This is a genomic window from Sphingomonas sp. (assembly GCF_035910975.1).
In the GTDB taxonomy this organism is placed as follows: domain Bacteria; phylum Pseudomonadota; class Alphaproteobacteria; order Sphingomonadales; family Sphingomonadaceae; genus Sphingomonas.
Window position 1 is genome coordinate 527,992 of sequence record NZ_JAMHWM010000029.1, and the last position, 23,589, is coordinate 551,580.

General features: G+C 66.5%; 27 protein-coding genes. 3 read left to right on the top strand and 24 right to left on the bottom strand.

Going from position 1 to position 23,589, the window contains the following annotated elements; all coding sequences use genetic code 11:
* Positions 1-90: 90 nt before the first annotated feature.
* From nuoK to VYI76_RS09010, 13 genes are all read right to left on the bottom strand, one after another.
* Positions 91-396: an NADH-quinone oxidoreductase subunit NuoK gene (nuoK, locus tag VYI76_RS08950; RefSeq protein WP_326524408.1), complete on the bottom strand. Its 306-nt coding sequence runs from the start codon at positions 394-396 to the stop codon at positions 91-93.
* A gap of 112 nt (positions 397-508) precedes the next feature.
* Positions 509-1,123 carry an NADH-quinone oxidoreductase subunit J gene (locus VYI76_RS08955; RefSeq protein WP_326524409.1) on the bottom strand — a complete coding sequence of 205 codons (615 nt, stop codon included), beginning with the start codon at positions 1,121-1,123 and terminating at the stop codon, positions 509-511.
* A gap of 132 nt (positions 1,124-1,255) precedes the next feature.
* Complete coding sequence (nuoI, locus tag VYI76_RS08960) at positions 1,256-1,741, bottom strand: NADH-quinone oxidoreductase subunit NuoI (RefSeq protein WP_326524410.1); 486 nt, start codon at positions 1,739-1,741, stop codon at positions 1,256-1,258.
* Positions 1,738-2,790, bottom strand: a complete 1,053-nt coding sequence (gene nuoH, locus VYI76_RS08965) for an NADH-quinone oxidoreductase subunit NuoH (protein WP_326524411.1) — start codon at positions 2,788-2,790, stop codon at positions 1,738-1,740. The genes nuoI and nuoH overlap by 4 nt, the downstream gene beginning before the upstream one ends.
* Positions 2,791-2,893: 103 nt before the next feature.
* Positions 2,894-4,900 (bottom strand): NADH-quinone oxidoreductase subunit NuoG, encoded by a 2,007-nt coding sequence (gene nuoG, locus VYI76_RS08970; protein WP_326524412.1) that lies wholly within the window; start codon positions 4,898-4,900, stop codon positions 2,894-2,896.
* Positions 4,900-6,207, bottom strand: a complete 1,308-nt coding sequence (nuoF, locus tag VYI76_RS08975) for an NADH-quinone oxidoreductase subunit NuoF (RefSeq protein ID WP_326524413.1) — start codon at positions 6,205-6,207, stop codon at positions 4,900-4,902. The genes nuoG and nuoF overlap by 1 nt, the downstream gene beginning before the upstream one ends.
* 82 nt (positions 6,208-6,289) lie before the next feature.
* Entirely contained in the window at positions 6,290-6,439 is a 150-nt protein-coding gene (locus VYI76_RS08980) for a hypothetical protein (RefSeq protein ID WP_326524414.1), read from the bottom strand.
* Positions 6,436-7,110 carry a complex I 24 kDa subunit family protein gene (locus tag VYI76_RS08985; RefSeq protein WP_326524415.1) on the bottom strand — a complete coding sequence of 225 codons (675 nt, stop codon included), beginning with the start codon at positions 7,108-7,110 and terminating at the stop codon, positions 6,436-6,438. The genes VYI76_RS08980 and VYI76_RS08985 overlap by 4 nt, the downstream gene beginning before the upstream one ends.
* Entirely contained in the window at positions 7,110-7,415 is a 306-nt protein-coding gene (locus tag VYI76_RS08990; protein WP_326524416.1) for a nuclear transport factor 2 family protein, read from the bottom strand. The genes VYI76_RS08985 and VYI76_RS08990 overlap by 1 nt, the downstream gene beginning before the upstream one ends.
* 29 nt (positions 7,416-7,444) lie before the next feature.
* Positions 7,445-8,680 (bottom strand): NADH-quinone oxidoreductase subunit D, encoded by a 1,236-nt coding sequence (locus VYI76_RS08995; protein ID WP_326524417.1) that lies wholly within the window; start codon positions 8,678-8,680, stop codon positions 7,445-7,447.
* Positions 8,681-8,782: 102 nt separating this feature from the next.
* Positions 8,783-9,694, bottom strand: coding sequence for an NADH-quinone oxidoreductase subunit C (locus VYI76_RS09000; RefSeq protein WP_326524418.1), 912 nt, complete (start codon positions 9,692-9,694; stop codon positions 8,783-8,785).
* On the bottom strand, positions 9,694-10,245 hold the full coding sequence (locus tag VYI76_RS09005; protein WP_326524419.1) for a NuoB/complex I 20 kDa subunit family protein: 552 nt from the start codon (positions 10,243-10,245) through the stop codon (positions 9,694-9,696). The genes VYI76_RS09000 and VYI76_RS09005 overlap by 1 nt, the downstream gene beginning before the upstream one ends.
* On the bottom strand, positions 10,236-10,610 hold the full coding sequence (locus VYI76_RS09010) for an NADH-quinone oxidoreductase subunit A (RefSeq protein WP_326524420.1): 375 nt from the start codon (positions 10,608-10,610) through the stop codon (positions 10,236-10,238). The genes VYI76_RS09005 and VYI76_RS09010 overlap by 10 nt, the downstream gene beginning before the upstream one ends.
* Before the next feature lie 151 nt (positions 10,611-10,761).
* Between VYI76_RS09010 and VYI76_RS09015 the strand changes: the two genes are divergently transcribed.
* Complete coding sequence (locus VYI76_RS09015) at positions 10,762-11,289, top strand: YbjN domain-containing protein (protein ID WP_326524421.1); 528 nt, start codon at positions 10,762-10,764, stop codon at positions 11,287-11,289.
* A gap of 39 nt (positions 11,290-11,328) precedes the next feature.
* On the opposite strand, the gene VYI76_RS09020 is transcribed toward VYI76_RS09015, so the two are convergent.
* The 5 genes from VYI76_RS09020 to thiE form a co-directional block, all read right to left on the bottom strand.
* Complete coding sequence (locus tag VYI76_RS09020; RefSeq protein WP_326524422.1) at positions 11,329-12,129, bottom strand: inositol monophosphatase family protein; 801 nt, start codon at positions 12,127-12,129, stop codon at positions 11,329-11,331.
* Positions 12,130-12,350: 221 nt separating this feature from the next.
* Complete coding sequence (efp, locus tag VYI76_RS09025) at positions 12,351-12,914, bottom strand: elongation factor P (protein ID WP_326524423.1); 564 nt, start codon at positions 12,912-12,914, stop codon at positions 12,351-12,353.
* 57 nt (positions 12,915-12,971) lie between these two features.
* Entirely contained in the window at positions 12,972-13,565 is a 594-nt protein-coding gene (locus tag VYI76_RS09030) for a M23 family metallopeptidase (protein WP_326524424.1), read from the bottom strand.
* On the bottom strand, positions 13,562-14,554 hold the full coding sequence (locus tag VYI76_RS09035) for a L,D-transpeptidase family protein (RefSeq protein ID WP_326524425.1): 993 nt from the start codon (positions 14,552-14,554) through the stop codon (positions 13,562-13,564). Before VYI76_RS09035 ends, VYI76_RS09030 begins: the two co-directional genes overlap by 4 nt.
* A 78-nt stretch (positions 14,555-14,632) precedes the next feature.
* Positions 14,633-15,325 (bottom strand): thiamine phosphate synthase, encoded by a 693-nt coding sequence (gene thiE / locus VYI76_RS09040; protein ID WP_326524426.1) that lies wholly within the window; start codon positions 15,323-15,325, stop codon positions 14,633-14,635.
* Positions 15,326-15,387: 62 nt separating this feature from the next.
* On the opposite strand from thiE, the gene VYI76_RS09045 reads away from it, so the two are divergent.
* Positions 15,388-16,188: a hypothetical protein gene (locus VYI76_RS09045; RefSeq protein ID WP_326524427.1), complete on the top strand. Its 801-nt coding sequence runs from the start codon at positions 15,388-15,390 to the stop codon at positions 16,186-16,188.
* Positions 16,189-16,412: 224 nt separating this feature from the next.
* Here the strand turns inward: VYI76_RS09045 and VYI76_RS09050 are convergent, their stop codons facing one another.
* Both VYI76_RS09050 and VYI76_RS09055 read right to left on the bottom strand, forming a co-directional pair.
* Positions 16,413-17,183: a hypothetical protein gene (locus VYI76_RS09050; protein ID WP_326524428.1), complete on the bottom strand. Its 771-nt coding sequence runs from the start codon at positions 17,181-17,183 to the stop codon at positions 16,413-16,415.
* 114 nt (positions 17,184-17,297) lie between these two features.
* Positions 17,298-18,203, bottom strand: coding sequence for a fructose bisphosphate aldolase (locus VYI76_RS09055; RefSeq protein WP_326524429.1), 906 nt, complete (start codon positions 18,201-18,203; stop codon positions 17,298-17,300).
* Between the two features lie 180 nt (positions 18,204-18,383).
* Here VYI76_RS09055 and VYI76_RS09060 point away from each other — a divergent pair, with 180 nt between their 5' ends.
* A complete protein-coding gene (locus VYI76_RS09060) occupies positions 18,384-18,893 on the top strand; it encodes a TlpA family protein disulfide reductase (protein WP_326524430.1) in 510 nt (169 codons plus the stop codon).
* 3 nt (positions 18,894-18,896) lie between these two features.
* On the opposite strand, the gene VYI76_RS09065 is transcribed toward VYI76_RS09060, so the two are convergent.
* Genes VYI76_RS09065 through tkt form a run of 4 tightly spaced genes read right to left on the bottom strand, consistent with a single transcriptional unit; the run spans position 18,897 to position 23,540 of the window.
* A complete protein-coding gene (locus VYI76_RS09065; protein ID WP_326524431.1) occupies positions 18,897-20,090 on the bottom strand; it encodes a phosphoglycerate kinase in 1,194 nt (397 codons plus the stop codon).
* Complete coding sequence (locus tag VYI76_RS09070; RefSeq protein ID WP_326524432.1) at positions 20,087-20,542, bottom strand: MOSC domain-containing protein; 456 nt, start codon at positions 20,540-20,542, stop codon at positions 20,087-20,089. Before VYI76_RS09070 ends, VYI76_RS09065 begins: the two co-directional genes overlap by 4 nt.
* A 2-nt stretch (positions 20,543-20,544) precedes the next feature.
* Positions 20,545-21,552 (bottom strand): type I glyceraldehyde-3-phosphate dehydrogenase, encoded by a 1,008-nt coding sequence (gene gap, locus VYI76_RS09075; RefSeq protein WP_326524433.1) that lies wholly within the window; start codon positions 21,550-21,552, stop codon positions 20,545-20,547.
* Positions 21,549-23,540, bottom strand: coding sequence for a transketolase (tkt, locus tag VYI76_RS09080; protein WP_326524434.1), 1,992 nt, complete (start codon positions 23,538-23,540; stop codon positions 21,549-21,551). The genes gap and tkt overlap by 4 nt, the downstream gene beginning before the upstream one ends.
* Positions 23,541-23,589: the final 49 nt, after the last annotated feature.

The following is a 23,589-nucleotide window of genomic DNA, read 5'->3' on the forward strand; positions in this document are numbered from 1 at the left end:
TAAATTCTCGCACCGATGTGGCTCCTTCGCGAAACCAGCCAGAATGGATCCCCGCCTTCGCGGGGATGACGACGGAGAGGGGCATGGCGATCACCCCTTCATCCGGTTGACGTCGTCGACCGCGATGGTCGCGCGGCCGCGGAAATAGATGACGAGGATGGCGAGGCCGATCGCGGCCTCTCCGGCAGCGACGGTCAGCACGAACATCGCGAACACCTGGCCGACCAGATCGCCGAGGTACGACGAGAAAGCGACGAGGTTGATGTTGACCGCCAGCAGGATCAGTTCGATCGCCATCAGGATCAGGATCAGGTTCTTGCGGTTGGCGACGAGGCCGAACACGCCCAGCCCGAACAGGATCGCGGCGACCACCAGATAATGGGTGAGACCGATCACAGCTCCACCTCCGCAGAACCGTCACCCCAGCGAACGCTGGGGTCTCGCGAGATCATGGCCTGCGCTCGCGGCTGGAGATCCCAGCTTTCGCTGGGATGACGATATCCTATCGTCACAGTTCCACCCCCTGCCCCACGGGCACATCCTTCACGTTGCGCACCGCATCCTTCGAGCGGCGGTTTATCTGGCGCCAGATCGACTGTTTGTGCACGCCGCCGCGCTCGCGGTGGGTCAGCACGATCGCGCCGATCATCGCGACGAGCAGGACGAGACCGGCCAGTTCGAACACGAACAGGTAGCGCGAATAGAGCAGGCGACCGATCGCCTCGATATTGGGCACCGCCGGATCGACCGGTGCGGCCTTGGCGGCGAGTTCGATCCCGCCGGCGGACCACGCGCCTGCGCCGATCACGATCTCCGCGGCCAGCGCCAGCGCGAGCACGATGCCGATCGGCATGTAGCGGACGAAACCGGCGCGCAGCTCCGCGAAATCGATGTCGAGCATCATCACGACGAACAGGAACAGCACCGCGACCGCGCCGACATAGACGATGACGAGCAGCATCGCGATGAACTCGGCGCCACACAGGATCATCAGGCCGGCGGCATTGAAGAACGACAGGATCAGCCACAGCACGCTGTGTACGGGGTTGCGCGACGTGATCGTCATCGCACCCGCGAGCAGCAGCACGCCTGCGAACAGATAGAAGGCGATGGCCTGGATCACGAAAACTGCTGGCCCCCCTGGCCCCGTTCGGGCTGAGCTTGTCGAAGCCCTGCCCTTTCTTGCGCGAAGAAGAAGGACAGCCCTTCGACAAGCTCAGGGCGAACGGCTGTGATTGCGAGATTCACAGCGCGCTTACCGGTAGGGCGCGTCGGCGGCAAGATTTGCCGCGATCGCGCGTTCCCAGCGGTCGCCGTTGGCGAGCAGCTTGGCCTTGTCGTAGATCAGCTCCTCGCGCGTTTCGGTCGCGAATTCGAAGTTCGGACCCTCGACGATCGCATCGACCGGGCAGGCTTCCGCGCACAAGCCGCAGTAGATGCACTTGGTCATGTCGATGTCGTAGCGCGTGGTGCGGCGGCTGCCGTCGTCGCGCGGCTCGGCCTCGATCGTGATGGCGAGCGCGGGGCACACCGCCTCGCACAGCTTGCACGCGATGCAGCGTTCCTCGCCGTTCGGGTAACGGCGCAGAGCGTGCTCGCCGCGGAAGCGGGGCGAGATCGGGTTCTTCTCGAACGGATAGTTGATCGTCGCCTTGGGCTTCCAGAAATATTTGAACGTGAGGGCGTGCGCCTTCACGAACTCCCACAACGTGAACGAGCGGACGACTTGGGCAAGGCTCACCAGGGCGCTCCCACACGTTGGAACATCAGATACCCCGAGACGAGGAGGACGAAGATCAAGCTCATCGGCAGGAAAACCTTCCAGCCAAGCCGCATCAGCTGGTCATAGCGATAGCGCGGGACGGTCGCCTTCACCCAGCTGAAGATGAAGAAGAACACCAGGATCTTGAGGAACAACCAGAGGATGCCCGGCACGTAATAGAGCGGCGCCCAGTCAATGGGCGGCAGCCAGCCGCCCCAGAACAGCACCGCGTTGAGCGTGCACATCAGGATGACGTTGGCATATTCGCCTAGCCAGAAGAGCGCGAAGCTCATCGACGAATATTCGGTCTGGTAGCCGGCGACGAGTTCCGACTCCGCCTCGGTCAGGTCGAACGGCGCGCGGGCGGTTTCGGCCAGCGCCGAGATCAGGAACACCACCGCCATCGGGAACAGCAACGGATTGAAGCCGAAGCCGTTGAGCAGGCCGAACACATGGCCCTGCTGCGCCGTCACGATGGTCGACAGGTTGAAGCTGCCCGCCCACAGCACGACGGAGATCAGGATGAAGCCGATCGCGACTTCGTAGCTGACCATCTGTGCCGCCGCACGCAGCGCCGAGAAGAACGGATATTTCGAGTTCGACGCCCAGCCCGCGATGATCACGCCGTAGACGCCCAGCGACGAGGCGGCGAGGATGTACAGCAGTCCGACGTTGATGTCGGCGACGACCGCGCCGGGGCTGAACGGGATCACCGCCCACGTGATGAGCGCCACCGTGAAGGTGATGATCGGCGCGAGCAGGAACAGGCCCCGGTTCGCCGACGACGGGATGATCGTTTCCTGCAGGAACACCTTCAACCCGTCGGCGAAGGATTGCAGCAGGCCGAGCGGGCCGACGACGTTGGGCCCCCGGCGCAGCGCCATCGCCGCCCAGATCTTGCGATCGGCGTAGATGATCATCGCCACCGCAAGCATCAGCGGCAGCGCGATGACGAGGATGCCGACCAGCGTCGCGACGGTCCACGCCGCTTCGTAGGTCAGGCCCCAGGACTGGAAGAAGGCGGTCATGCGGCAAAATCCGTCGCCCCAGCGAACGCTGGGGCATCAAGATGGCCGGCCGTGCGCTTGCGGCACGAGATCCCGGCTTTCGCTGGGATGACGATCTGGACGCTCATTCCGCCGCCTCCGCGAATTCCTCGCCGTGGAGGATTTCCGCCGAACAGCGCTGCATCGTCGGCGATGCGCGGCAGATGCTGTTGGTCAGGTAGAAATCGCGGATCGGATAGGCGACCTCGCCCGATGCCTTGGCATCAAGCTTGGGCAGCGACCATTCGAACGACGCGAGGCCTTCCTCGGCCAGCGCCGGCACCGCAGCGAACATCGCCGTGCGCAGTTCGTCGAAGCTGTCGAACGGCAACGGCGAACCCAGCCGCTCGCTCAGCGCGCGCAGGATCGCCCAGTCCTCGCGGGCGTCGCCCGGAGGAAAGACGGCGCGGTCGCCGCGCTGAACCCGGCCCTCGATATTGACATAGGTGCCGGGCTTTTCGGCATAGGTCGCGCCCGGCAGGATCACGTCGGCATGATGCGCGCCGTTATCGCCGTGGTGGCCCACGAAAACCTTGAACGCACCGTCGAACGCGGCGTGGTTCACCTCGTCCGCGCCCATGAAGAACACCAGCTTGGGTTTTGCATCGACCAGTTCGGCAACGCCGCCGGGGCGGGTGAAGCCGAGCATCAGGCTGCCCATTCGCGCGGCGGAGAAGTGCAGCGCGTTATAGCCGTTCCAGCCGTCACGGACGAGGTTGAGCGACTTGACGAGGCCGAGCGTCGACCCTTGCGCGGTGTTGAGCGGGGCGCCGCCGACGATGACCATCGGGAATTTGGCGTCCTTGAACGCATCGGCCACCGCCTTGGGCAGCTTACCGAGCAGCGACAGATCGTTGCCGAGCCACTCGACCTTGTACGTCAGGTCGGTTTCCGGCCCGATCGCGAAGACCTTCGCACCCTTCTTCACCGCCTTGCGAATGCGCGTGTTGACCAGCGGCGCTTCCCAGCGGACGTTGCTGCCGACCAGCAGGATCACGTCGGCCTGTTCGACCCCGGCGATCGTGGTGTTGAAATTGACCGCAGCCATGCTCGACGTGTCGTAGCTGGCGCCGGTCTGGCGGCCTTCGTGCAGGTCCGATCCGAGCGACGCCAGCAGCGCCTTGGTGGCGAAGATCGTCTCGCAATCGAGCATGTCGCCATGGACCGCCGCGACGCTACTGCCCGCGCCCTTCGCGGCGGCGGCGATCGCGTCGAACGCCTCGTCCCAGCTGGCCGCGACCAGCTTGCCGTCACGCCGGACATAAGGCTTGTCGAGGCGACGACGGACGAGGCCATCGACATGGTGGCGCGTCTTGTCGTGCGCCCATTCCTCGTTGACGTCCTCGTTGATGCGGGGCAGCGCGCGCAGCACCTGCCGGCCCCGGCTGTCGAGGCGGATATTGGTGCCGACCGCGTCCATCACGTCGATTGCCAGCGTCTTGCGCAGCTCCCACGGCCGCGCCTCGAACGCATAGGGCTTGGACGTCAACGCGCCAACCGGGCACAGATCGACGACGTTGCCCGACAGCTCGGATTTCACCGCCCCTTCGAGGTAGGAGGTGATCTGCATGTTCTCGCCGCGACAGATCGCGCCGATATCCTCCACGCCCGCGACTTCCTCGGCGAAACGGATGCAGCGCGTGCACTGGATGCAGCGCGTCATAACCGTCTTGACGATCGGCCCCATGTACTTCTCGGTCACCGCGCGCTTGTTTTCGGTATAGCGCGAATGGCCGCGACCATAGGCGACCGACTGGTCCTGCAGGTCGCACTCACCGCCCTGATCGCAGATCGGGCAATCGAGCGGGTGGTTGATGAGCAGGAATTCCATCACGCCTTCGCGCGCGGCCTTCACCATCGCGCTGTCGGTGCGGATTTCCTGATTGTCGGCGGCCGGCAGCGCGCAACTCGCCTGCGGCTTGGGCGGGCCGGGCTTCACCTCGACCAGGCACATCCGGCAGTTGCCGGCGATGCTGAGCCGCTCATGATAGCAGAAGCGCGGGATTTCCTTGCCGGCCGCCTCGCACGCCTGGAGCACGGTGGCTCCGGCGGGAACTTCGACCTCGATCCCGTCTACGGTGAGTTTAGGCATTATTCAGCCGCCTCCTGCATCGGGGCCAACTCGCTGCCCCCCTGACGCTCCACGATGCGGCGTTCGATCTCCGGGCGGAAATGGCGGATCAGGCCCTGAATCGGCCATGCCGCCGCGTCGCCTAGCGCGCAGATGGTGTGGCCTTCGACCTGCTTGGTCACCTGATACAGCGTGTCGATTTCGGAAATGTCGGCATCGCCGGTGCGCAGCCGCTCCATCACGCGCCACATCCAGCCGGTGCCTTCACGGCACGGCGTGCACTGGCCGCAGCTTTCGTGCTTGTAGAAATAGGACAGGCGGCTGATCGCGCGGACGATGTCGGTGGACTTGTCCATGACGATGACGGCGGCGGTGCCGAGGCCCGAGCCGAGTTCCTTCAGCCCGTCGAAATCCATCGGGCAGTCCATGATCTGCGCCGCCGGCACCAGCGGCACCGACGATCCGCCGGGGATGACGGCGAGCAGATTTTCCCACCCGCCCCGGATGCCGCCGCAATGCTTCTCGATCAGTTCGCGGAACGGGATGCTCATCGATTCCTCGACGACGCAGGGGCGATCGACGTGGCCCGAAATCTGGAAGAGCTTGGTGCCCTTGTTGTTCTCGCGTCCGAAGCTGGCGAACCATTCGGGGCCGCGGCGCAGGATGGTCGGCGCGACGGCGATCGATTCGACGTTGTTGACCGTCGTCGGGCAGCCGTAGAGGCCCGCGCCGGCCGGGAACGGCGGCTTGAGGCGCGGCTGGCCCTTCTTGCCCTCCAGCGATTCGATCATCGCGGTTTCTTCGCCGCAGATATAGGCGCCGGCGCCGCGATGGACGAACACGTCGAAGTCGTAGCCAGACTTGCACGCGTTTTTGCCCAGGAAGCCGCGATCATAGGCTTCGGCCACGGCGGCGAACAACGTCTCCGCCTCGCGGATATATTCGCCGCGGATGTAGATATAGGCGGCGCGCGCGCGCATCGCGAAGCCGGCGACCAGCGCACCTTCGATCAGCAGGTGCGGATCGTGGCGGATGATCTCGCGGTCCTTGCACGAACCGGGTTCGGATTCGTCGGCGTTGATGACCAGGAAGCTCGGGCGATCCGCGCGCGGCTCCTTGGGCATGAAGCTCCACTTCATGCCGGTCGGGAAGCCCGCCCCGCCGCGCCCGCGCAGGCCGGACGCCTTGATCTTGTCGATGATCGCGTCCTGCCCGAGTTCGAGGAGCGCCTTGGTATTGTCCCACGCGCCGCGCGCGATGGCGGCATCGATGCTCCACGGCTGGTAGCCGTAGAGGTTGGTGAAGATGCGGTCCTTATCGGCGAGCATTATTTCTGCCCCCTCGTGCCGGCGAAGATCGCGACACCCGCACCGACGAACACGGCGATCAACGCCAGCACCATTGCAACGGTCATCGTCCCTGCCCCACGATCTTTTCCGCAAGGAAATAGGCACCCACCGCCAGCGCGATGCCGATCACGGCGCCAAGCACATAGCCGACGACCTTCACCGCCAGCACGATGGCTACCAGCGCGACGATGAGGGCGACGATGCCGCTCATGCCGTCCACTCCGGGCGGTAATCGTGGTTCTCGGTCACCATCGCGGCGAGGTTGGTCGGCTCGCCGAGTGGCTCGACGGTGTGGCGGCCGGGTTCCTGCGTGCCGGGCTTCGGCACCTCGCCGTTCGCCAGCGCGCGGAGGATCGCGGTGGTGCGATCGTAATCCAGATCCTCGTAATTATCGTCGTTGATCTGCACCATCGGCGCCGACGAACAATTGCCCATGCACTCGACCTCGGTCAGCGTGAACAGGCCGTCGGGCGTGGTCTTGCCCTTGATGAGGCCGTGGTTCCGGCACGCCGCCATCACGTCGTCGGAGCCGCGCAGCATGCACGGCGTCGTGCCGCACACCTGGACATGGTATTTGCCGACGGGGGCGAGGTTGAACATCGTGTAGAAGGTCGCGACCTCGTACACGCGCATATAGGCGACGCCGATCTCGCGCGCGACGAACTCGATCACCGGGATGGGGAGCCAGCCTTGCGTATCGGTTTCCGCGCCGACCTGGCGCTGGGCGAGGTCGAGCAGCGGGATCGACGCCGACTGCGCGCGGCCCGGCGGATAGCGGCCGACGATCTCGTTGCGCTTGGTCTGGTTCGCGTCGGTCCAGGCGAAACCGCCCCAGCGGGCACGGGTCTCGGCCTCGTCTGGGATAAGGGGTGCGTCGGCCATCAGCGAATGAACTCCACGCGCGATACCTTGTCGCCTTCGAACGAATAGATGGACATGACCTCGAACGGCTCGCTGGCGGCGGAACGCCCCACCTTCTCATGCAGGACGACCGTGTCGCCCAGCGCGTAAGTGGCAAGGATGTCCGCGTGATTCTCCGGAAACTCCGCGAACATGGCCTTCAGACCCGAGCGCACGCCCTCCCTGCCCTCGCGCAGCACGGCGCCGCGATAGCCCGCCTCGCAGGCATCATCGGTCATCAGCGCGACATAGCCGTCGACGTCCTGCGCATTGTAGCGCGCGATCATCGCGTGTGCGGTATCGATACGGGAATGGCTCACCGGTCACACTCCCCGAACACGATGTCGAGCGCGCCCAGGATCGCCGTCGTGTCCGCCAGCATGTGGCCGCGCGACATGAAGTCCATCGCCTGGAGGTGGCTGAACGCGGTCGGGCGGATTTTGCAGCGGTACGGCTTGTTGCTGCCGTCGCTGACCAGATAGACGCCGAACTCGCCCTTGGGGCTCTCGGTGGCGACGTACACTTCGCCGGCGGGGACGTGGAAGCCCTCGGTATAGAGCTTAAAGTGGTGGATCAGCGCTTCCATCGAGCGCTTCATCTCGCCGCGTTTGGGAGGACCCACTTTCCGATCCAGCGTCATGATCGGGCCTTCGGGCATCTCGGCCAGGCATTGTTTCATAATCCGCGCCGACTGGCGGACCTCCTCGACGCGCACCATGAAGCGGTCGTAGCAGTCGCCGCGCGTGCCGACCGGCACGTCGAATTCCATGCGGTCGTACACGTCGTAGGGCTGCGACTTGCGCAGATCCCACGCGATGCCGGCGCCGCGGATCATCGGGCCGGAGAAGCCCCATTTCACCGCGTCGTCGCGACTGACCAGCGCGATGTCGACGTTGCGCTGCTTGAAGATGCGGTTTTCCGCAACCAGGCTGATCGCATCCTCGAACAGTTGCGGCAGACGGGTGTCGAGCCAGTCGCCGATATCAGTCAGCAGCTTCAGCGGCGCATCCTGGTGCACCCCGCCGACGCGGAAGTAATTGCTGTGCATCCGCGCGCCCGAGACACGCTCGAAGAAATTGAGGCAATCCTCGCGGATCTCGAACATCCACAGGTTCGGCGTCATCGCGCCGACGTCCATCACATGCGCGCCCAGGTTGAGCATGTGGTTGCAGATGCGGGTCAGTTCCGCGAAGAACACGCGCAGATACTGCGCGCGCAGCGGCACCTCCAGGTCGAGCAGCTTCTCGACCGCGAGGACGTAGCTGTGTTCCATCGCCAGCGGCGAGCAATAGTCGAGCCGGTCGAAATACGGCAGCGCCTGCTGATACGTCTTGTACTCGATCAGCTTCTCGGTGCCGCGATGGAGCAGGCCGACGTGCGGATCGAGCCGCTCGATGATCTCTCCGTCCAGCTCCATGACGAGGCGCAGCACGCCGTGCGCGGCCGGATGCTGGGGACCGAAATTGATCGTGTAGTTCTGGATCTCGACATCGCCGGGCGTAGGATCGGCGGCGTCGGTGCGTCCGAGCATTTCGTTCAGGGCATCAGACATGGTGTCCACCGCCATCAGTCACCTGTTCCCCGGCGAAGGCCGGGGTCCAGTTGCGAACGGTCTGGACCTGGGCCCCGGCCTTCGCCGGGGAACGGAAATCGTTCATTCCGCCGTTCCCTTCGGCTTGGCGCGAGCGCGCGGCTTCTTGACCACGTCGGGCTTGGCGGGCTTCGGGCCGGCGTCCGGCGTCGCCTCGCCGATGCCGGTGTCGGCGGGGCTTTCGGTGACCTTGGGCTTGGTCACGCGAGCCTTGCGCGGCTTGGCGGCGGGCGCATCGGCCTTCACCACCTGATCGGCCGTCACCGGCGACGGTGCGCCCTTGGCTTCGGGTTGAGCCGCGACGTTGGTCGACGCGGCGGGCGCCTTTGGCGCGGGCGGGGTCGCCGCCGGAGCGGGAGCCGGCGCCTTCTCGTCGCCGGGCAGGATATACTCCGCGCCTTCCCAGGGACTCATGAAATCGAAGTTGCGGAAATCCTGCGCGAGCTGGACGGGCTGATAGACGACGCGCTTCGCCTCTTCCGAATAGCGCAGCTCGACATAGCCGGTCAGCGGAAAATCCTTGCGCTGCGGATGGCCGCGGAAGCCATAGTCGGTGAGGATGCGGCGCAGGTCGGCGTTGCCGCTGAACAGCACGCCGTACATGTCGTACACCTCGCGCTCCAGCCAGCCGGCGACCGGCCAGATCTCCGTCACCGACGGCACCGGCTGAACCTCATCGGTCAGCACACGGACGCGGATGCGGTGGTTGCGGGTGAGCGACAGCAGGCAATAGACGACGTCGAAGCGCTCGGGACGCGACGGATAGTCGACGCCGGCCACTTCCATCAGCTGCTGATATTGCAGCATCGGATGGTCGCGCAGCGCGATCATCGCCTCGACCAGGCGATCACGCGTCACCGTCAGCGACACCTCGCCGACCAGGTCGCTCGCCTCGAGCAGCATGTCGCCGAGCGCGGCCCGCGCCGCGTCGATCACGCCATCGTTGGCGACATATCTGGGAGCCGGAGCGCGCATTACCGCTCCACCGTCCCGATACGACGAATCTTCCGCTGGAGCTGCATGATGCCGTACAGCAGCGCCTCGGCGGTCGGCGGGCAACCGGGGACGTAGATGTCCACCGGCACGATGCGGTCGCAGCCGCGCACGACGCTGTAGCTATAGTGGTAATAGCCGCCGCCGTTGGCGCAGCTGCCCATCGAGATGACGTATTTCGGCTCCGACATCTGGTCGTAGACCCTACGCAGAGCAGGCGCCATCTTGTTGCACAAGGTGCCGGCGACGATCATCACGTCCGACTGGCGCGGGGACGCGCGCGGCGCGGCGCCGAAGCGTTCCAGGTCGTAGCGCGGCATGTTCACGTGAATCATCTCGACCGCGCAGCACGCGAGGCCGAACGTCATCCACCACAGGCTGCCGGTGCGCGCCCACTGGAACAGTTCCTCCGTCGAGGTGACGAGGAAGCCCTTGTCGTTCAGCTCGCCGTTCAGGTCGTTGAAGAACGCCTGATCGGGCTGCGTTCCCGGCGCGGGCATGCCCGCAGGCGCACGGGTAAGCTCTACTCCCAATCGAGTGCTCCCTTTTTCCAGGCATAGATCAGGCCGAGGCCCAGTTCGGCGATGAAGATCAGCATCGATACCCACGCGACCCAGCCGAGATCGAACACGGTGACCGCCCAGGGGAACAGGAACGCGGCTTCCAGATCGAAGATGATGAACAGGATCGCGACGAGGTAGAAGCGCACGTCGAACTGCGACCGGCTGTCCTCGAACGCGGGGAAGCCGCATTCATATTCGGTGAGCTTTTCCGGCGTCGGCTGATGCGCGCCCGTGAAGCGCGCGGCGACCATCGGCAGGACGACGAACGCCACCGACAGGACGAGCGCGATTCCCAGGAACATCAGGATCGGCAGATATTGCGACAGGTCGACCAAATGCGCTCTCGCAGGTGCGAACAAAAGGATGCCGGGGCTTTAGGCCGGGGTGCCCGGAGGGGCAAGGCTTTGGGGCATGAGAATGACTCGCAACAAACCGGGCAAATCCGCCGCTTTCTGCATTTGACAGTTGCCCCCGATGGCTCCCACGATGATCGCGCACAGGAAGCGGCGGCGCGTTGCCGCCAGCATTACAGGGGCGAAGGTTATGGGTCTCGGATTGAAGGGTGCGCTGGGCCTGGTCGTCGCGGCGACCATGGCGGCGGCGACACCGGCGGCGGCGCAGGTCGTGGCGAGCGGCGACAGCATCGCGTCGGTGCTGCGCGATCGCGGCTATCAGGCGGAACTGACCAAGGATTCGGACGGCGACCCGATGATCCGCAGCGGCGCCGGCGGGTCGAAGTTCATCATCCTGTTCATGGGCTGCACCAACAACAAGGGGTGCACCTCGATCCAGTTCTACGCCGGGTTCAAGTCGAGCGGATCGACCTCGGTCGGCAAGATGAACGACTGGAACCGCACGAAGCGCTTCGCGCGCGGCTATATCGACAATGATGGCGACCCGGTGGTCGAAATGGACATCGACCTGGACGAAGGCGGCATGTCGCGCGCGCTGTTCCAGGACAATCTGGCGGTGTGGGTCGCGGCGCTCGACGCGTTCAAGAAGCACATCGGCTGAGGAAAGCCGTGGTCGGGCAGTCTCGGCTGCCCGACCCGCTCAGCGCAGCGCGTTCGCAACCAGCTTGTGCAGACGCGAGTGCATGTCGCCGTTCGCCGCCAGCACTTCGCCCTTCTCCACGGCGCGGTCGGTGCCGCGATAGTCGGTAACGAAGCCGCCGGCCTCCTTGACCAGCAGATAGCCGGCCGCGACGTCCCAGGGCTTCAGCCCGCTTTCCCAGAAGGCGTCGTAGCGCCCCGCCGCGACCCAGGCGAGGTCGAGCGCGGCCGAACCGAAGCGGCGGATGCCGGCGACTTCGGGCGCAACCGCGCCGAAGATGCGGCTCCACTGGGCGAAATCGCCATGGCCGAGGAACGGGATGCCGGTCGCGACCAGCGCGTCGGCGAGGTCGCGGCGCGACGACACGCGCAGCCGGTTGCCCTGCACCCAGGCCCCGCGCCCCTTTTCGGCCCAGAAGCCCTCATCGGTCAGCGGCTGGTAGACCATGCCGTGGGTGATGCCGCTTTGCGGATCATCGACCGCGATCGAGATGGCGAAATGCGGGATGCCGTGCAGGAAGTTGGTGGTGCCGTCGAGCGGATCGACGATCCAGCGCGGCTTCGACGGATCGCCGGCGATCTCGCCCGCTTCCTCGACCAGCAGGCCCCAGTCGGGGCGCGCGTGGCGCAGTTCCTCGACGATCGTCTCCTCGGCGCGCTTGTCGGCCATCGAGACGAAGTCGGCCGGCCCCTTGCGGCTTACCTGCAGGTTCTGCACCTCGCCGAAATCGCGGCGCAGGCGGGGGGCTGCCTTGCGCACGGCGCGCTCCATGACGGTGATGAGGCCGGAATGGGAAACCATAAGTCACCTTTCGCCCTCTCCCCTTCGGGGGAGAGGGTTGGGAGAGGGGGAGGTCTCACAGAGACCAGCCCTTGCGGCACGGCCCCTCTCCCCGACCCTCTCCCCTGAAGGGGAGAGGGAGATTGGATCACTTGCCGACATGGGCAAAGCCCATGTCGTCGGCCGGGCCACGCCCGCCGGCCGGTCGGCCACCTGTGCGAAATAGCTTGCGCTATTTCGTGTCAGTCCGCGCGCCTCACATACGTCTGCTCGTACACGTCAACGACGATCTTCGTCCCCGCAGCGATGTGCGGCGGCACCATCACGCGCACGCCATTCTCCAGCACCGCCGGCTTGTAGCTCGACGAGGCGGTCTGGCCCTTTACCACCGCGTCGGCCTCCACGATCGTCGCTTCGATCGTGTCGGGCAGCTGGACGCTGATCGCTTCCTCGTCATAGAGTTCCATCACAACGTCCATGCCATCCTGCAGGAAGGCGGCGGCATCGCCGAGCAGGTCGCGCGGCAGCGTCGTCTGGTCGTAGGTGTCCTTGTCCATGAAGACCAGATTGTCGCCTTCGGCGAACAGGAACTGGAAATCCTTGGTGTCGAGCCGCACGCGCTCGACCGTTTCCGCCGAGCGGAAGCGGACGTTGTTCTTGCGGCCGTCGCGCAGGTTCTTCAGCTCGACCTGCATATAGGCCCCGCCCTTGCCGGGCTGGGTGTGCTGGATCTTCACGGCACGCCAGATGCCGCCTTCATATTCGATGATGTTGCCGGGACGGATGTCCACGCCGCTGATCTTCATGGGTCCACCTGATGGAAAGAGCGCTGGCGGGCCTGGGCCCCACCGTGGTGGCCGCCCTTAGCGCCGCGCCGCCGATCCGACAAGCAACGGATAGGGATTGACCGGCTCGCCCTGCCACCAGCGTTCGTCGGGTCGCATCCGCGCGATGCCGAAATGGAGGTGGAAGTTGCCCGCGCCTGCGTTTCCGGTGTCACCGACGAAGGCGATGTGCTGGCCGGCGCGCACGCCCTGCCCCTCGCCGATGCCGGGCGCGTAGGCGGCAAGATGCGCGTAGTAATAGCTCCAGCGCCGGTCGGGCGAGCGCACGTAAAGCGTACGACCACCGGCGTCACTGTCGAACAGCTTCTCGACCGTGCCCGCCGCCGCCGCCAGCACGGGCGTGCCACCCGGCGCCATGATGTCGGTGCCCTGGTGCGCGCGCTCGCCGCCCGCGCGGGAATGGCCCCAGGTGTCGGCGATCTGGCGCGGTGCCACGCCCGCGACGGGCACGACGAGTCCGGACGGCGCGACCTCCGGCGAAGCGGCGGCGGCCGGCGCGGCATCGACGCTCGCCGCCTGCTCCCCGGTGAACCTGACCATCAGCGCCAGCGCCGCGACGAGCATCAGCGCAAACGCTCCCGCGATCAGCCCGGCGCGGCGCGCGCGGGTCATGGCCGGAACACCGCCTTCATGCCCGGCTTGACCATCAGCGCGAGGCGCGCTGCATCCCAGTTGGTCAGGCGGATGCAGCCGTTGCTCTCGGTCCGCCCGATGTTCTGCGGCTCGGGCGTGCCGTGGATGCCGTAGTGCGGCTTGGACAGGTCGATCCAGACCACGCCGACCGGGTTGTTCGGCCCCGGCGGCACCACGGCTGGCTTCGCGCCCGGCTTCGTGTTCGCGATCAGGTTCGGGTCGAACTTCCAGTCGGGGTTGAACGCGGTGCCCTTGATCTCCCACGTCCCGATCGGCAGCGGATATTCGGCCGAGCCCATCGTCGCGCTGAACTGCGCGACCAGCCGGTCGTCCTTGTCCATCACGCGCAGCACGCCGTCGGACTTGTCGACGACGATATGGTCGGCGGCCGGCACATTCGCCTCGACGTTGAGCATGTTGGCGGTGGCGCGATAGCCGGCGTCGGCGATGGCATAGTCGCGGGATGTGGGCAGCGCGTTGGGGAACACCACCCGCGTGCCGGGCGCCAGCCGCGTGCCGGCGCTGTTGAGCGCGACCAGGACCTGCGGCGTGGTGTGGAACATCTCCGCCAGCTTCTCCGTCGGCGAGCGATAGGAGAGTGCCGTCAGCTTCGACTGTTCCTCATAATCCTTCGGGATCGGGTTCACATAGGGGCCCGCGAGCATCGCCGGCGTCAGTGCGATCGTGCGGGTCGGACGCCAGCCGCGATACTGGTACAGCGCGCGGAGCGTCGGCTGGTCGATCTTTCCGGTGACGGCCAGATCGCGGCTCTCCTGAAACCCCTTCAGCGCAGCGACCAGCGACTGCCCGCCGCGACCGTCGAGCACGCCGGGGCCAAAGCCCAGCTTGTCGAGGATCACCTGGACATGAAGGATATTACGATCGACCGCCGGCGGCGCTGGCGCCTGCGCGGCGGCGGACGAGGCAGCGGCGATCACCGAACCCAGTGCCAGCAACATGTTACGCATCTTCACTCCCCGAACATCAGGTGAGATGCGTAACGAAGATCGACGGCCCGGGTTGCGCCGCCCGGGCGGTCGGCGCGTTCAACCGGTCTTCAGGACGTCTGCAAAGGCCCGAACCGCCGCCGCCTCGTCGTCGCCCCAGACGGCATGCGACACCGCGAGGAAATCCGCACCCGCCGCCACCAGCGGAGCGGCGTTGGCCGGCGTGATGCCTCCGATCGCCACGCAGGGGATTTCGAACAGCGCGCCCCACCACGACAGGATCGACGGATCGGGGGTGTGCTGCGTGGCCTTGGTAACCGTCGGATAGAAGGCGCCAAAGGCTGCATAGTCCGCCCCCGCCTCCCCGGCCTCCATCGCCAGATGCCGGCTGTCGTGGCAGGTCACGCCGATCTGCGCCGCCGGACCCAGCACGTCGCGCGCCTCGCGCGGATCGCCGTCACCCTGCCCCAGATGGACCCCATCGGCGCCCAGCCGCTTCGCCAGCGCGATGCTGTCGTTGACGATGAAGGCGACCTGCGCGTCGGCGCACAGGCGCTGGAGCGGCTCGGCGAGCTTCGCCGCCTCGTGCTGGTTGGCATCCTTCACCCGGAACTGGAACGCCGCGACCGGCCCGGCATCGAGCGCGCGGGCGAGACGATCGGCGAACCCGCCCGAAACGTCGAGCGGCGATATCAGGTATAGCTGGCACGGCCCGCGCCTGTCGTCCCGTTCGAATCGCGCGGCGAAACCCGGATCGAGCGGGCCGAGGATGTCTTCGTCTTGATCGGTCATCCCACGGCTGTAGCGTGGGGAACGGACGCGCGCACCTGCCTGCTTGACGGAAAAAAGAGACGATGACGCTTCACGACGATGTTCACGCACGAATTGCCAGGATGGCGGCGCGGCCCGATGCGGCCTCGCCCGCCGCGCTCAACGACATGCTGCGGCTGATGGCGAAATGGCGCAGCGCGATGATCCAGAACACGATCCTGAAGCAGGACGGCACCGTCGTTCCGCGCGGCCCGCTGGCCGGGCTCGATTTCCTCGAACGATCGGCGGAGGGGTGCCATGCCGCCAAGCTGATCGGCACCTATGAACAGCCGCTGCATCCCCATGTCAAAGCGGCGATCGCCGGCGGTTACGACACGATCCTGAACATCGGCTGCGCGGAAGGCTATTACGCGGTCGGCATGGCGCGGCGGATGCCGGAGACGCGCGCGCTGGCGTTCGATCTCGATCCCAATGCGCGCGCCACCTGTGCCGCCCTCGCCACGCGCAACGGCGTCGCCGACCGGATCACGATCGGCGAATTGTTCACCCCGGCCGACTTCGCCGTCCACGCCGGCGCACGGACGCTGGTGTTCTGCGACATCGAGGGCGGCGAGGACGCGTTGCTCGATCCGCTCGCCGCGCCCGCGCTGGCCGGGATGGACCTGATCGTCGAATCGCACGAATGCCTGAAACCGGGCCTGACCCGCCGGCTGTGCGATCGCTTCGCGGCGACCCACGACATCACGGTGGTGGAGGACGACGGACAGCGCGGCATCGCCGACGCGCCCGAGTGGTTCCGCGGCCTGGCGCATCTCGACCAGCTTCTCGCCACATGGGAATGGCGCAGCGGGCCGACGCCGTGGCTGGTGATGACGGCGCGCTAGCTGCCGGTTTCGAGGCTGAGGTCGAAGCCGGAGATCAGCGGGCGGCCTTTGGCGATCGCCGCGCGGACGGCGGGGAGCGAGAGCGACGCGGCCCCCGCCTGTCATCGCGATCGAACCGCGCGGCGAACCCAGGATCGAGCCGGCCGAGGATGTCGTCTTCTTCGTGATCGCTCATGGTTCGGGCGTTAGCGCCGGGGCGGCGGAAGCGCGGAGTTGCGGACCGGTCAGTCGAGGCGAACGAATCCGGTTTTGAGCATCTCCTCGCGATTGTCGCGCCATCCGCCGATCGCAATCCGCTCCCGCGGCTCCGCCTGCGCCCAGAGGGGCAGCGCGGCGGGATCATGCGTGACGGGCGCGTCGGTCACAGTCAGTTTGACATGCTGCAGGCGATAGCCCGGACCGAGCGTATCGGAGAGGTCATTGATGTCGAGCAGCGTCGCCTCAGCCGGACCGTCGCGCTGGGCGACAAGTGCGAAGGCCGGGCAATCGCTCATGGGATTGCCATGATGCTCAGGAACGCAATCAAGTTGAATGATCCCGCCCTTACGCTCTTCGACCAAAGCGACCTCGGCCTTCTCGCGTGACCAGCGCCCCTCGCTGTAATGCACATAGCGTCCGTCCGCCTGCGACAGTTGTGTTGCAGGAAAATTGTTCATGAAGCTTGTGCCGAACGACGCCTCAGGGGAAAAGCGTCCCGGCATCATGCGCCCCCCCAGCAAGGCATAGATCACCCGGCCATCGCCCAGCGGTACGGCAATCGCTTGGCCATCGATCAAGCGCCGCCACCTCCACTCGCCATCCAATAAGATGATGCCGTCATGGAAGAACGCCTTCGATCGATAGCCCCATACACCGTGGCCTGACTTCACGCCGTCAGGTGTCTCAATCGCGACGTCGATACGAAAACGCACCTGCTTCGTCGTATGAACTACAGGGTAAGCGGCACAATAGCCGAGGGTCAGCACGATCGCGAGGACAACATAGAACCGCATCATCGACGACTACACCGCTACGCGCCTGTCTTGTCTATCGCCATCTCTCCTTCGCGAAGCATCCGGCGTATCGGCTTGGTGACTGGATGCCGGAGGGCGCCAGACCCTCTGAAGCCATCACATCGCGACTGCCGCCTTCACCGTCGACGCCGCGTGGATCTCGTCGATCGCGCCGCCCAGCGAGGTGTCGAAATCCGCATCGGTCATGCCGTGGCGCAGATCCTCGAGCAGCGCCCGGCTGAAGCTGGCGATCATGCCGCGGTTCCTCGCCAGTTCGGCGCACGCCTCGGGCCGGGCGAAGCCGCCCGACAGCGCGACGACGCGCAGCACGCGGGGGTGATCGACCAGCGCGTCGAACAGCCCGGCCTGCGCCGGGATCGACAGCTTGAGCATCACCTTGTCGGTGCCCGGCATCGCATCGAGCGCCTTGAGCAGTTCGTCGCGCAGGATGGCGTCGGCCGCGGCGCGTTCCGGGCTCTTGATGTTGATTTCCGGCTCCAGCATCGGGACCAGGCCATGGGCCAGCACCTGCTGCCCGACCGCGAACTGCTGCGCGACGATCGCGGCGATGCCGGCCGGGTTGGCGAGGTTGATGACCGAGCGTTCCTTGGTGCCGAACACGCCCAGCCCCTTCGCGCGGGCGAGCAACGCGTCGAGATCGGGCATCGGCTTCATCAGCTGGACGCCGTTTTCCTCGACCTCCAGCCCCTTGTCGATCTTGATGAACGGCACGATCCCGCGATCGATCAGTGCGCGCGGCGTCGGCTTGCCGTCGACCTGGCCGTCCATCGTGCGTTCGAACAGGATCGCGCCGATCACCTTGTCGCCGGTGAAGCAGGGCGCGGTGATGATCCGCGATCGCATCGTGTGGATCAGGCCGAACATTTCCTCGTCGCCGGCCCACGCTCCTTCCTCGACGCCGTAGCCCTTGAGCGCCTTGGGGGTCGAGCCGCCGGACTGGTCGAGCGCGGCGATGAAGCCCTGTCCCCCGGCGATCTTCGCGGTCATCTCGGCGGTATTCATGCGTGTGTTCCCCCTCGCTCGTTCTGATGGCCGACAACGCGGCACCGGCTCATGGCTTTCGGTCGATGCCCCTACCCGCGCAGGCCGCCGGGGTACACCCCGTTGCGTGCCGCCCTGCCCGATCGACAGGATGGCGATGATCGGGCACGATGCCGTAAACGGGGGTGAAGAGGCATTGGGATGATCCGATCGTTGGCTGGGATCGCCGCGATATCGCTCGCGCTGGCACCATGGCCGTCGGCGGCGCAGAAGGCGCCGAAAGTGGCGGTCGGGGCGCCCGCACCCGATTTCGAACTGCGGCTGATCGACGATTCGGTCGTGCGGCTGGCCGACATGCGCGGGCAGGTCGTCGTGCTCAATTTCTGGGCGACCTGGTGCGCGCCGTGCAAGCGGGAGTTGCCGCTGCTCGACGCCTTCTACCGCAAGCTGGGGAAACACGGGCTGAAGGTATACGCCATCACGACCGAAAGCTCGCTGCCCATCTTCAAGCTCCGGCCGCTGTTCGCGAAGATGGCGATCCCGTCGGCGAAATCGGTGAAAGGGCCTTATGGCGACGTCACCGCCGTACCCTACAACGTGGTGATCGATCGCGCCGGGCGCATCCGCTACGCAAAGGCCGGCGCGTTCGATGTCGCTGCGCTCAACGAGACGCTGGTCCCGCTGCTCAACGAGCCCGTGCCGGCAAGCTGAGCGTCACCGCGCGGCCAGCGCGGCGACCCCCGGAAGCTGCTTTCCTTCCATCCATTCGAGGAAGGCGCCCCCGGCCGTCGAGACGAAGGTGAAATCGTCGGCCACGCCGGCCTGGTTGAGCGCCGCCACGGTATCCCCGCCCCCGGCGACAGACACCAGGCTGCCTTCCTTGGTGAGCGCCGCGGCGGTCCTTGCGAGCGCGACGGTGGCGGTGTCGAACGGCGGCGTTTCGAACGCGCCGAGCGGGCCGTTCCAGACGAGCGTGCGGCAGTTCTTGAGCACGTCGGCAAGGGCTTCGGTCGCGGCCGGACCGACGTCGAGGATCATCTCATCGGCGGCGACTTCATGGACGTTGACGGTGCGGGTCGGCGGGTTCGCGCGGAATTCCTTCGCGACCACCACGTCATAGGGCAGGTGCACGGTGCAGTTGGCCGCATCCGCCGCGTCGAGGATCTCCTCGGCGGTGGCGGTCAGATCATGCTCGCACAGCGACTTGCCGACATCGACCCCGCGCGCGGCGAGGAAGGTGTTCGCCATGCCGCCGCCGATGATGAGGTGATCGACCCTGGCGACCATCTGCTTCAGCACGTCGAGCTTGGTCGACACCTTGGCGCCGCCGACCACCGCCGCGACCGGATGTTCGGGATTGCCGAGCGCCTTGTCGAGCGCATCGAGCTCCGCCTCCATCGCCCGGCCGGCGAAGGCCGGTAGCGCGCGCGCGATCCCCTCGGTCGAGGCGTGAGCGCGGTGCGCGGCGGAGAAGGCGTCGTTGACGTAGAGGTCGCCGAGCGCCGCCAGGCGATCGACCATGTCCGGATCGTTCTTCTCCTCGCCGGGGAAAAAGCGCGTGTTCTCCAGCACCGCGACGTCGCCCGGCCGCATGCTCGCCACCGCATCGCCAGCGCCGTCCCAGTCGACGAACTGGACCGGACGGCCGAGCACCGCTTCATAGGGCTTGGTGACGAGCGCCAGACTCATCTCGGGATTGCGCTGGCCCTTCGGCCGGCCGAAATGCGCGAGGATCAGCACGATCGCCCCACGATCGGCCAATTCGGTGACGGTCGCCAGCGTCGCGCGCAGCCGGGTATCGTCGGTGACCCGGCCATCGGCCATCGGCACGTTCAGATCCTCGCGGACCAGCACGCGCTTGCCGGCGATATCGCCCATGTCGTCGAGGGTCTTGAAGGCACGCGTCATGCTTCGATCCTTATCGTGTCGCCCACGGCGATCTCGCCTTCCTCGATCACCATAGCGCAGGCACCGCCGCGCCAGTCCGGCGTCAGCGCGGCGCGCAACCCCTTCGCCAGCGCCTCCATCCGTTCGCACGGATCGGTCTCGCGGGTGATTTCCAGCACCACGTCGGCGCCAATGCACAGCCGAACACCCGCTGCCTGCGGCAGATCCAGTCCCTCGACCAGCAGGTTGGCGCGGCGTTCCTGCCATGGCAGGCCGCGCCCCACCTCGGCGATCGCCGCCGCCCAGTCGCCGGCTTCGATCAACGTCACCTGGCGCTTGTGCGGCCGCCCCTTCATCGCGCCGCGATAGTCGCCGGCGATGCCGGTCTCACGAGTGACGCGGGCGTGCTCGACGACCTCCATCGGCGCCTTCGGGCGCGCGTGGCGGGCGATGCCGACGAGCACGCCCGTCATCGTCAGAGGAACTTCGCCATCGCCGCCGCGGTATCGACCATACGGTTCGAGAAGCCCCATTCATTGTCGTACCAGGTCACGACTCGCACCAGCTTGCCGTCGAGAACCGCGGTTTCCAGGCTGTCGACGGTCGACGACGCGGGCGTGTGGACGATGTCGATCGAGACCAGCGGCTCGTCGGAATAATAGAGCACGCCCTTCAGCGGGCCGCTTTCCGACGCCGCCTTGAGCAGCGCGTTGACCTCTTCGACGCTGGTATCGCGCTTCGGCGTGAAGGTCAGGTCGACCAGCGAGCCGTCCGGCACCGGCACGCGGATCGCCGAACCGTCGAGCCTGCCCTTCAGCTCCGGCAGCACCTCGCCCACCGCGCGGGCGGCGCCCGTGGTGGTCGGGATCATGCTCATCGCGGCGGCGCGGGCGCGGCGCAGGTCGGGGTGGATCTGGTCGAGGATCTTCTGGTCGTTTGTATAGGCGTGGACGGTGGTCATCAGGCCGCGCTCGATGCCGATGCTGTCGTTCAGCACCTTGGCCACGGGCGCGAGGCAGTTGGTGGTGCACGATGCGTTCGACACGATCGTGTGCCCGGCCTCCAGCTTGTCGTGGTTGACGCCGTAGACGACGGTCAGGTCCACGCCCTTCGCGGGAGCGGAGATCAGCACCTTCTTCGCGCCGCCGTCGATATGCTTCTGCGCGCTTTCGCGATCGGTGAAGAAGCCGGTGCATTCGAGCACGATGTCGACGCCGTGATCGCCGTGCGGCAGGTTCGCCGGATCGCGCTCGGCGGTGACGGCGATGCGCTTGCCGTCGACGACCAGGTCATTGCCCTCCGCCGTAACGGTGCCGGGATATTTGCCGTGGACGCTGTCGCGGCTGAACAGCCAGGCATTGGACTTGGCATCGGCCAGGTCGTTGATCGTGACGAGTTCGAGCCCGCTGTCGGGCCGCTCCAGGATCGCGCGCGCGACCAGCCGCCCGATACGGCCGAACCCGTTGATCGCAACCTTCGTCATGCCTTCATCTCCTCAAGCTTGGCGGTCACCCGTGGCGCAATCTTCGCCGCGGTCAGCCCGAAATGGTCGTAGAGTTTCTCGGCCGGGGCCGAGGCGCCGAACCGGTCGATGCCGAAGCGCAGCCCCTGCACCATCGTGTAGCGTTCCCAGCCGATGGTGACGCCCGCCTCGATCGACACGCGCAGCAGCTGCTCGGGCGGGAGCGGCGGCAACACGTCGTCGCGATAGGCAGCGGGCTGCGCGTCAAAACGCGACCAGCAGGGCATCGACACGACGTCGGCGCCGATCCCGGCCGCCTCCAGCGTGTCGGCGACGGCGATCGCGATCTCCACTTCGGAGCCCGTCGCGATCAGCACGACGCGGCGCGGCGCGGTGGCGTCACGCAAGCGATAGCCGCCCTTCGCTGACAGATTTTCTCCGCCGGGCTGACGCACTTGCAGCAGGTTCTGTCGCGTGAGCGCGAGCAACGACGGCCCGTCCTTGCGCGCGACCGAACAGGCCCACGCCTCTGCCGTCTCGACCGTGTCGCACGGCCGCCAGACCTCCAGGTTCGGCACCAGCCGCAGCGACATCACCTGCTCGACCGGCTGGTGGGTCGGACCGTCCTCGCCCAGCCCGATCGAATCATGCGTCATCACGAAGATCGAGCGGGTCTGCTGAAGCGCGGCGAGGCGGATCGCGGCGCGGGCATAGTCGGAGAAGATCAGGAAGGTGCCGCCATAGGGCACGATGCCGCCGTGCAGCGCCATGCCGTTCATCGCGGCGGCCATGCCGAATTCACGGATGCCGTAATGGATGTACCGGCCGGCGAAGTCGCCCGGCGTCATCGCGGCGCCGGTCGCCTTCGTCTGGGTATTGTTCGACGGCGTCAGGTCCGCCGATCCGCCGACGAGCGCGGGATAATCGGCCGTCAGCCCCTCCAGCGCCAGTTCGGACGACTTGCGGGTCGCCACCGACTTGTTCTCGCCGATGTGCGACAGAGCGGCGGCCAGCAACTCGGCGGCCGAGTAATCGCCGGCAATCCGCGTCAAAAATTCCGAACCCTTGCCGTCGCTTGCAAGACGTTCATTCCACCCGGCATGCGGTTCGGCGGCGGCATGCCCGGCCTCAAGCCATGCATCGCGAACATCGGCCGGCACCTCAAACGCCGGCCAATCCCAGCCCAGTGCGACGCGGGTCGCGGCGACCTCGTCCTTGCCGAGCGGCGAACCGTGGACCTTGTGGCTGCCTTGCTTGTTCGGCGCGCCCTTGCCGATGATCGTGCGGCAGCGGACCAGCGTCGGCCGGCCTTCTTCCGCGATCGCGGCATCGAACGCGGCGGCGATGCTGGCGGTGTCGTGGCCATCGCATTCCACGACATGCCAGCCGGTCGCGGCATAGCGCGCGGGAATGTCCTCGCTGGTCGACAGGTCGGTCGTGCCGTCGATCGTGATGGCGTTGTCGTCCCACAGGACGATCAGCCGGCCGAGCTTCAGGTGGCCGGCCAGCCCGATCGCCTCATGGTTGACGCCTTCCATCAGGCAGCCGTCGCCCGCGATCACCCAGGTACGGTGATCGACCAGTCCGTCGCCGAATTCCGCGTTCAGGTGCCGCTCCGCGATCGCCATGCCGACCGCCATCGCCAGCCCCTGCCCCAGCGGGCCCGTGGTGCACTCGACACCAGGCAGCTCGAAATTCTCCGGATGGCCGGCGCACGGGCTGCCGAGCTGGCGGAAGTTGCGGATGTCGTCGATCGTCGGCCGCGCATAGCCGGTCAGGTGCAACAGGCTGTAGATCAGCATCGACCCGTGCCCGGCCGACAGGACGAAACGGTCGCGATCGGGCCAGCGCGGATCGGCGGGGTCGTACTTCAGATATCTGGTGAACAGCACCGTCGCGACGTCGGCCATGCCCATCGGCATGCCGGGATGACCCGAATTGGCGGCCTCCACCGCATCCATCGACAGCGCCCGGATGGCGTTGGCGAGCTGGGCGTCGGAGACAGCCATCTAGATGATTCCCGTGCTGGTCGCGGTCGGACTCGCCGCGCGCGGAGCC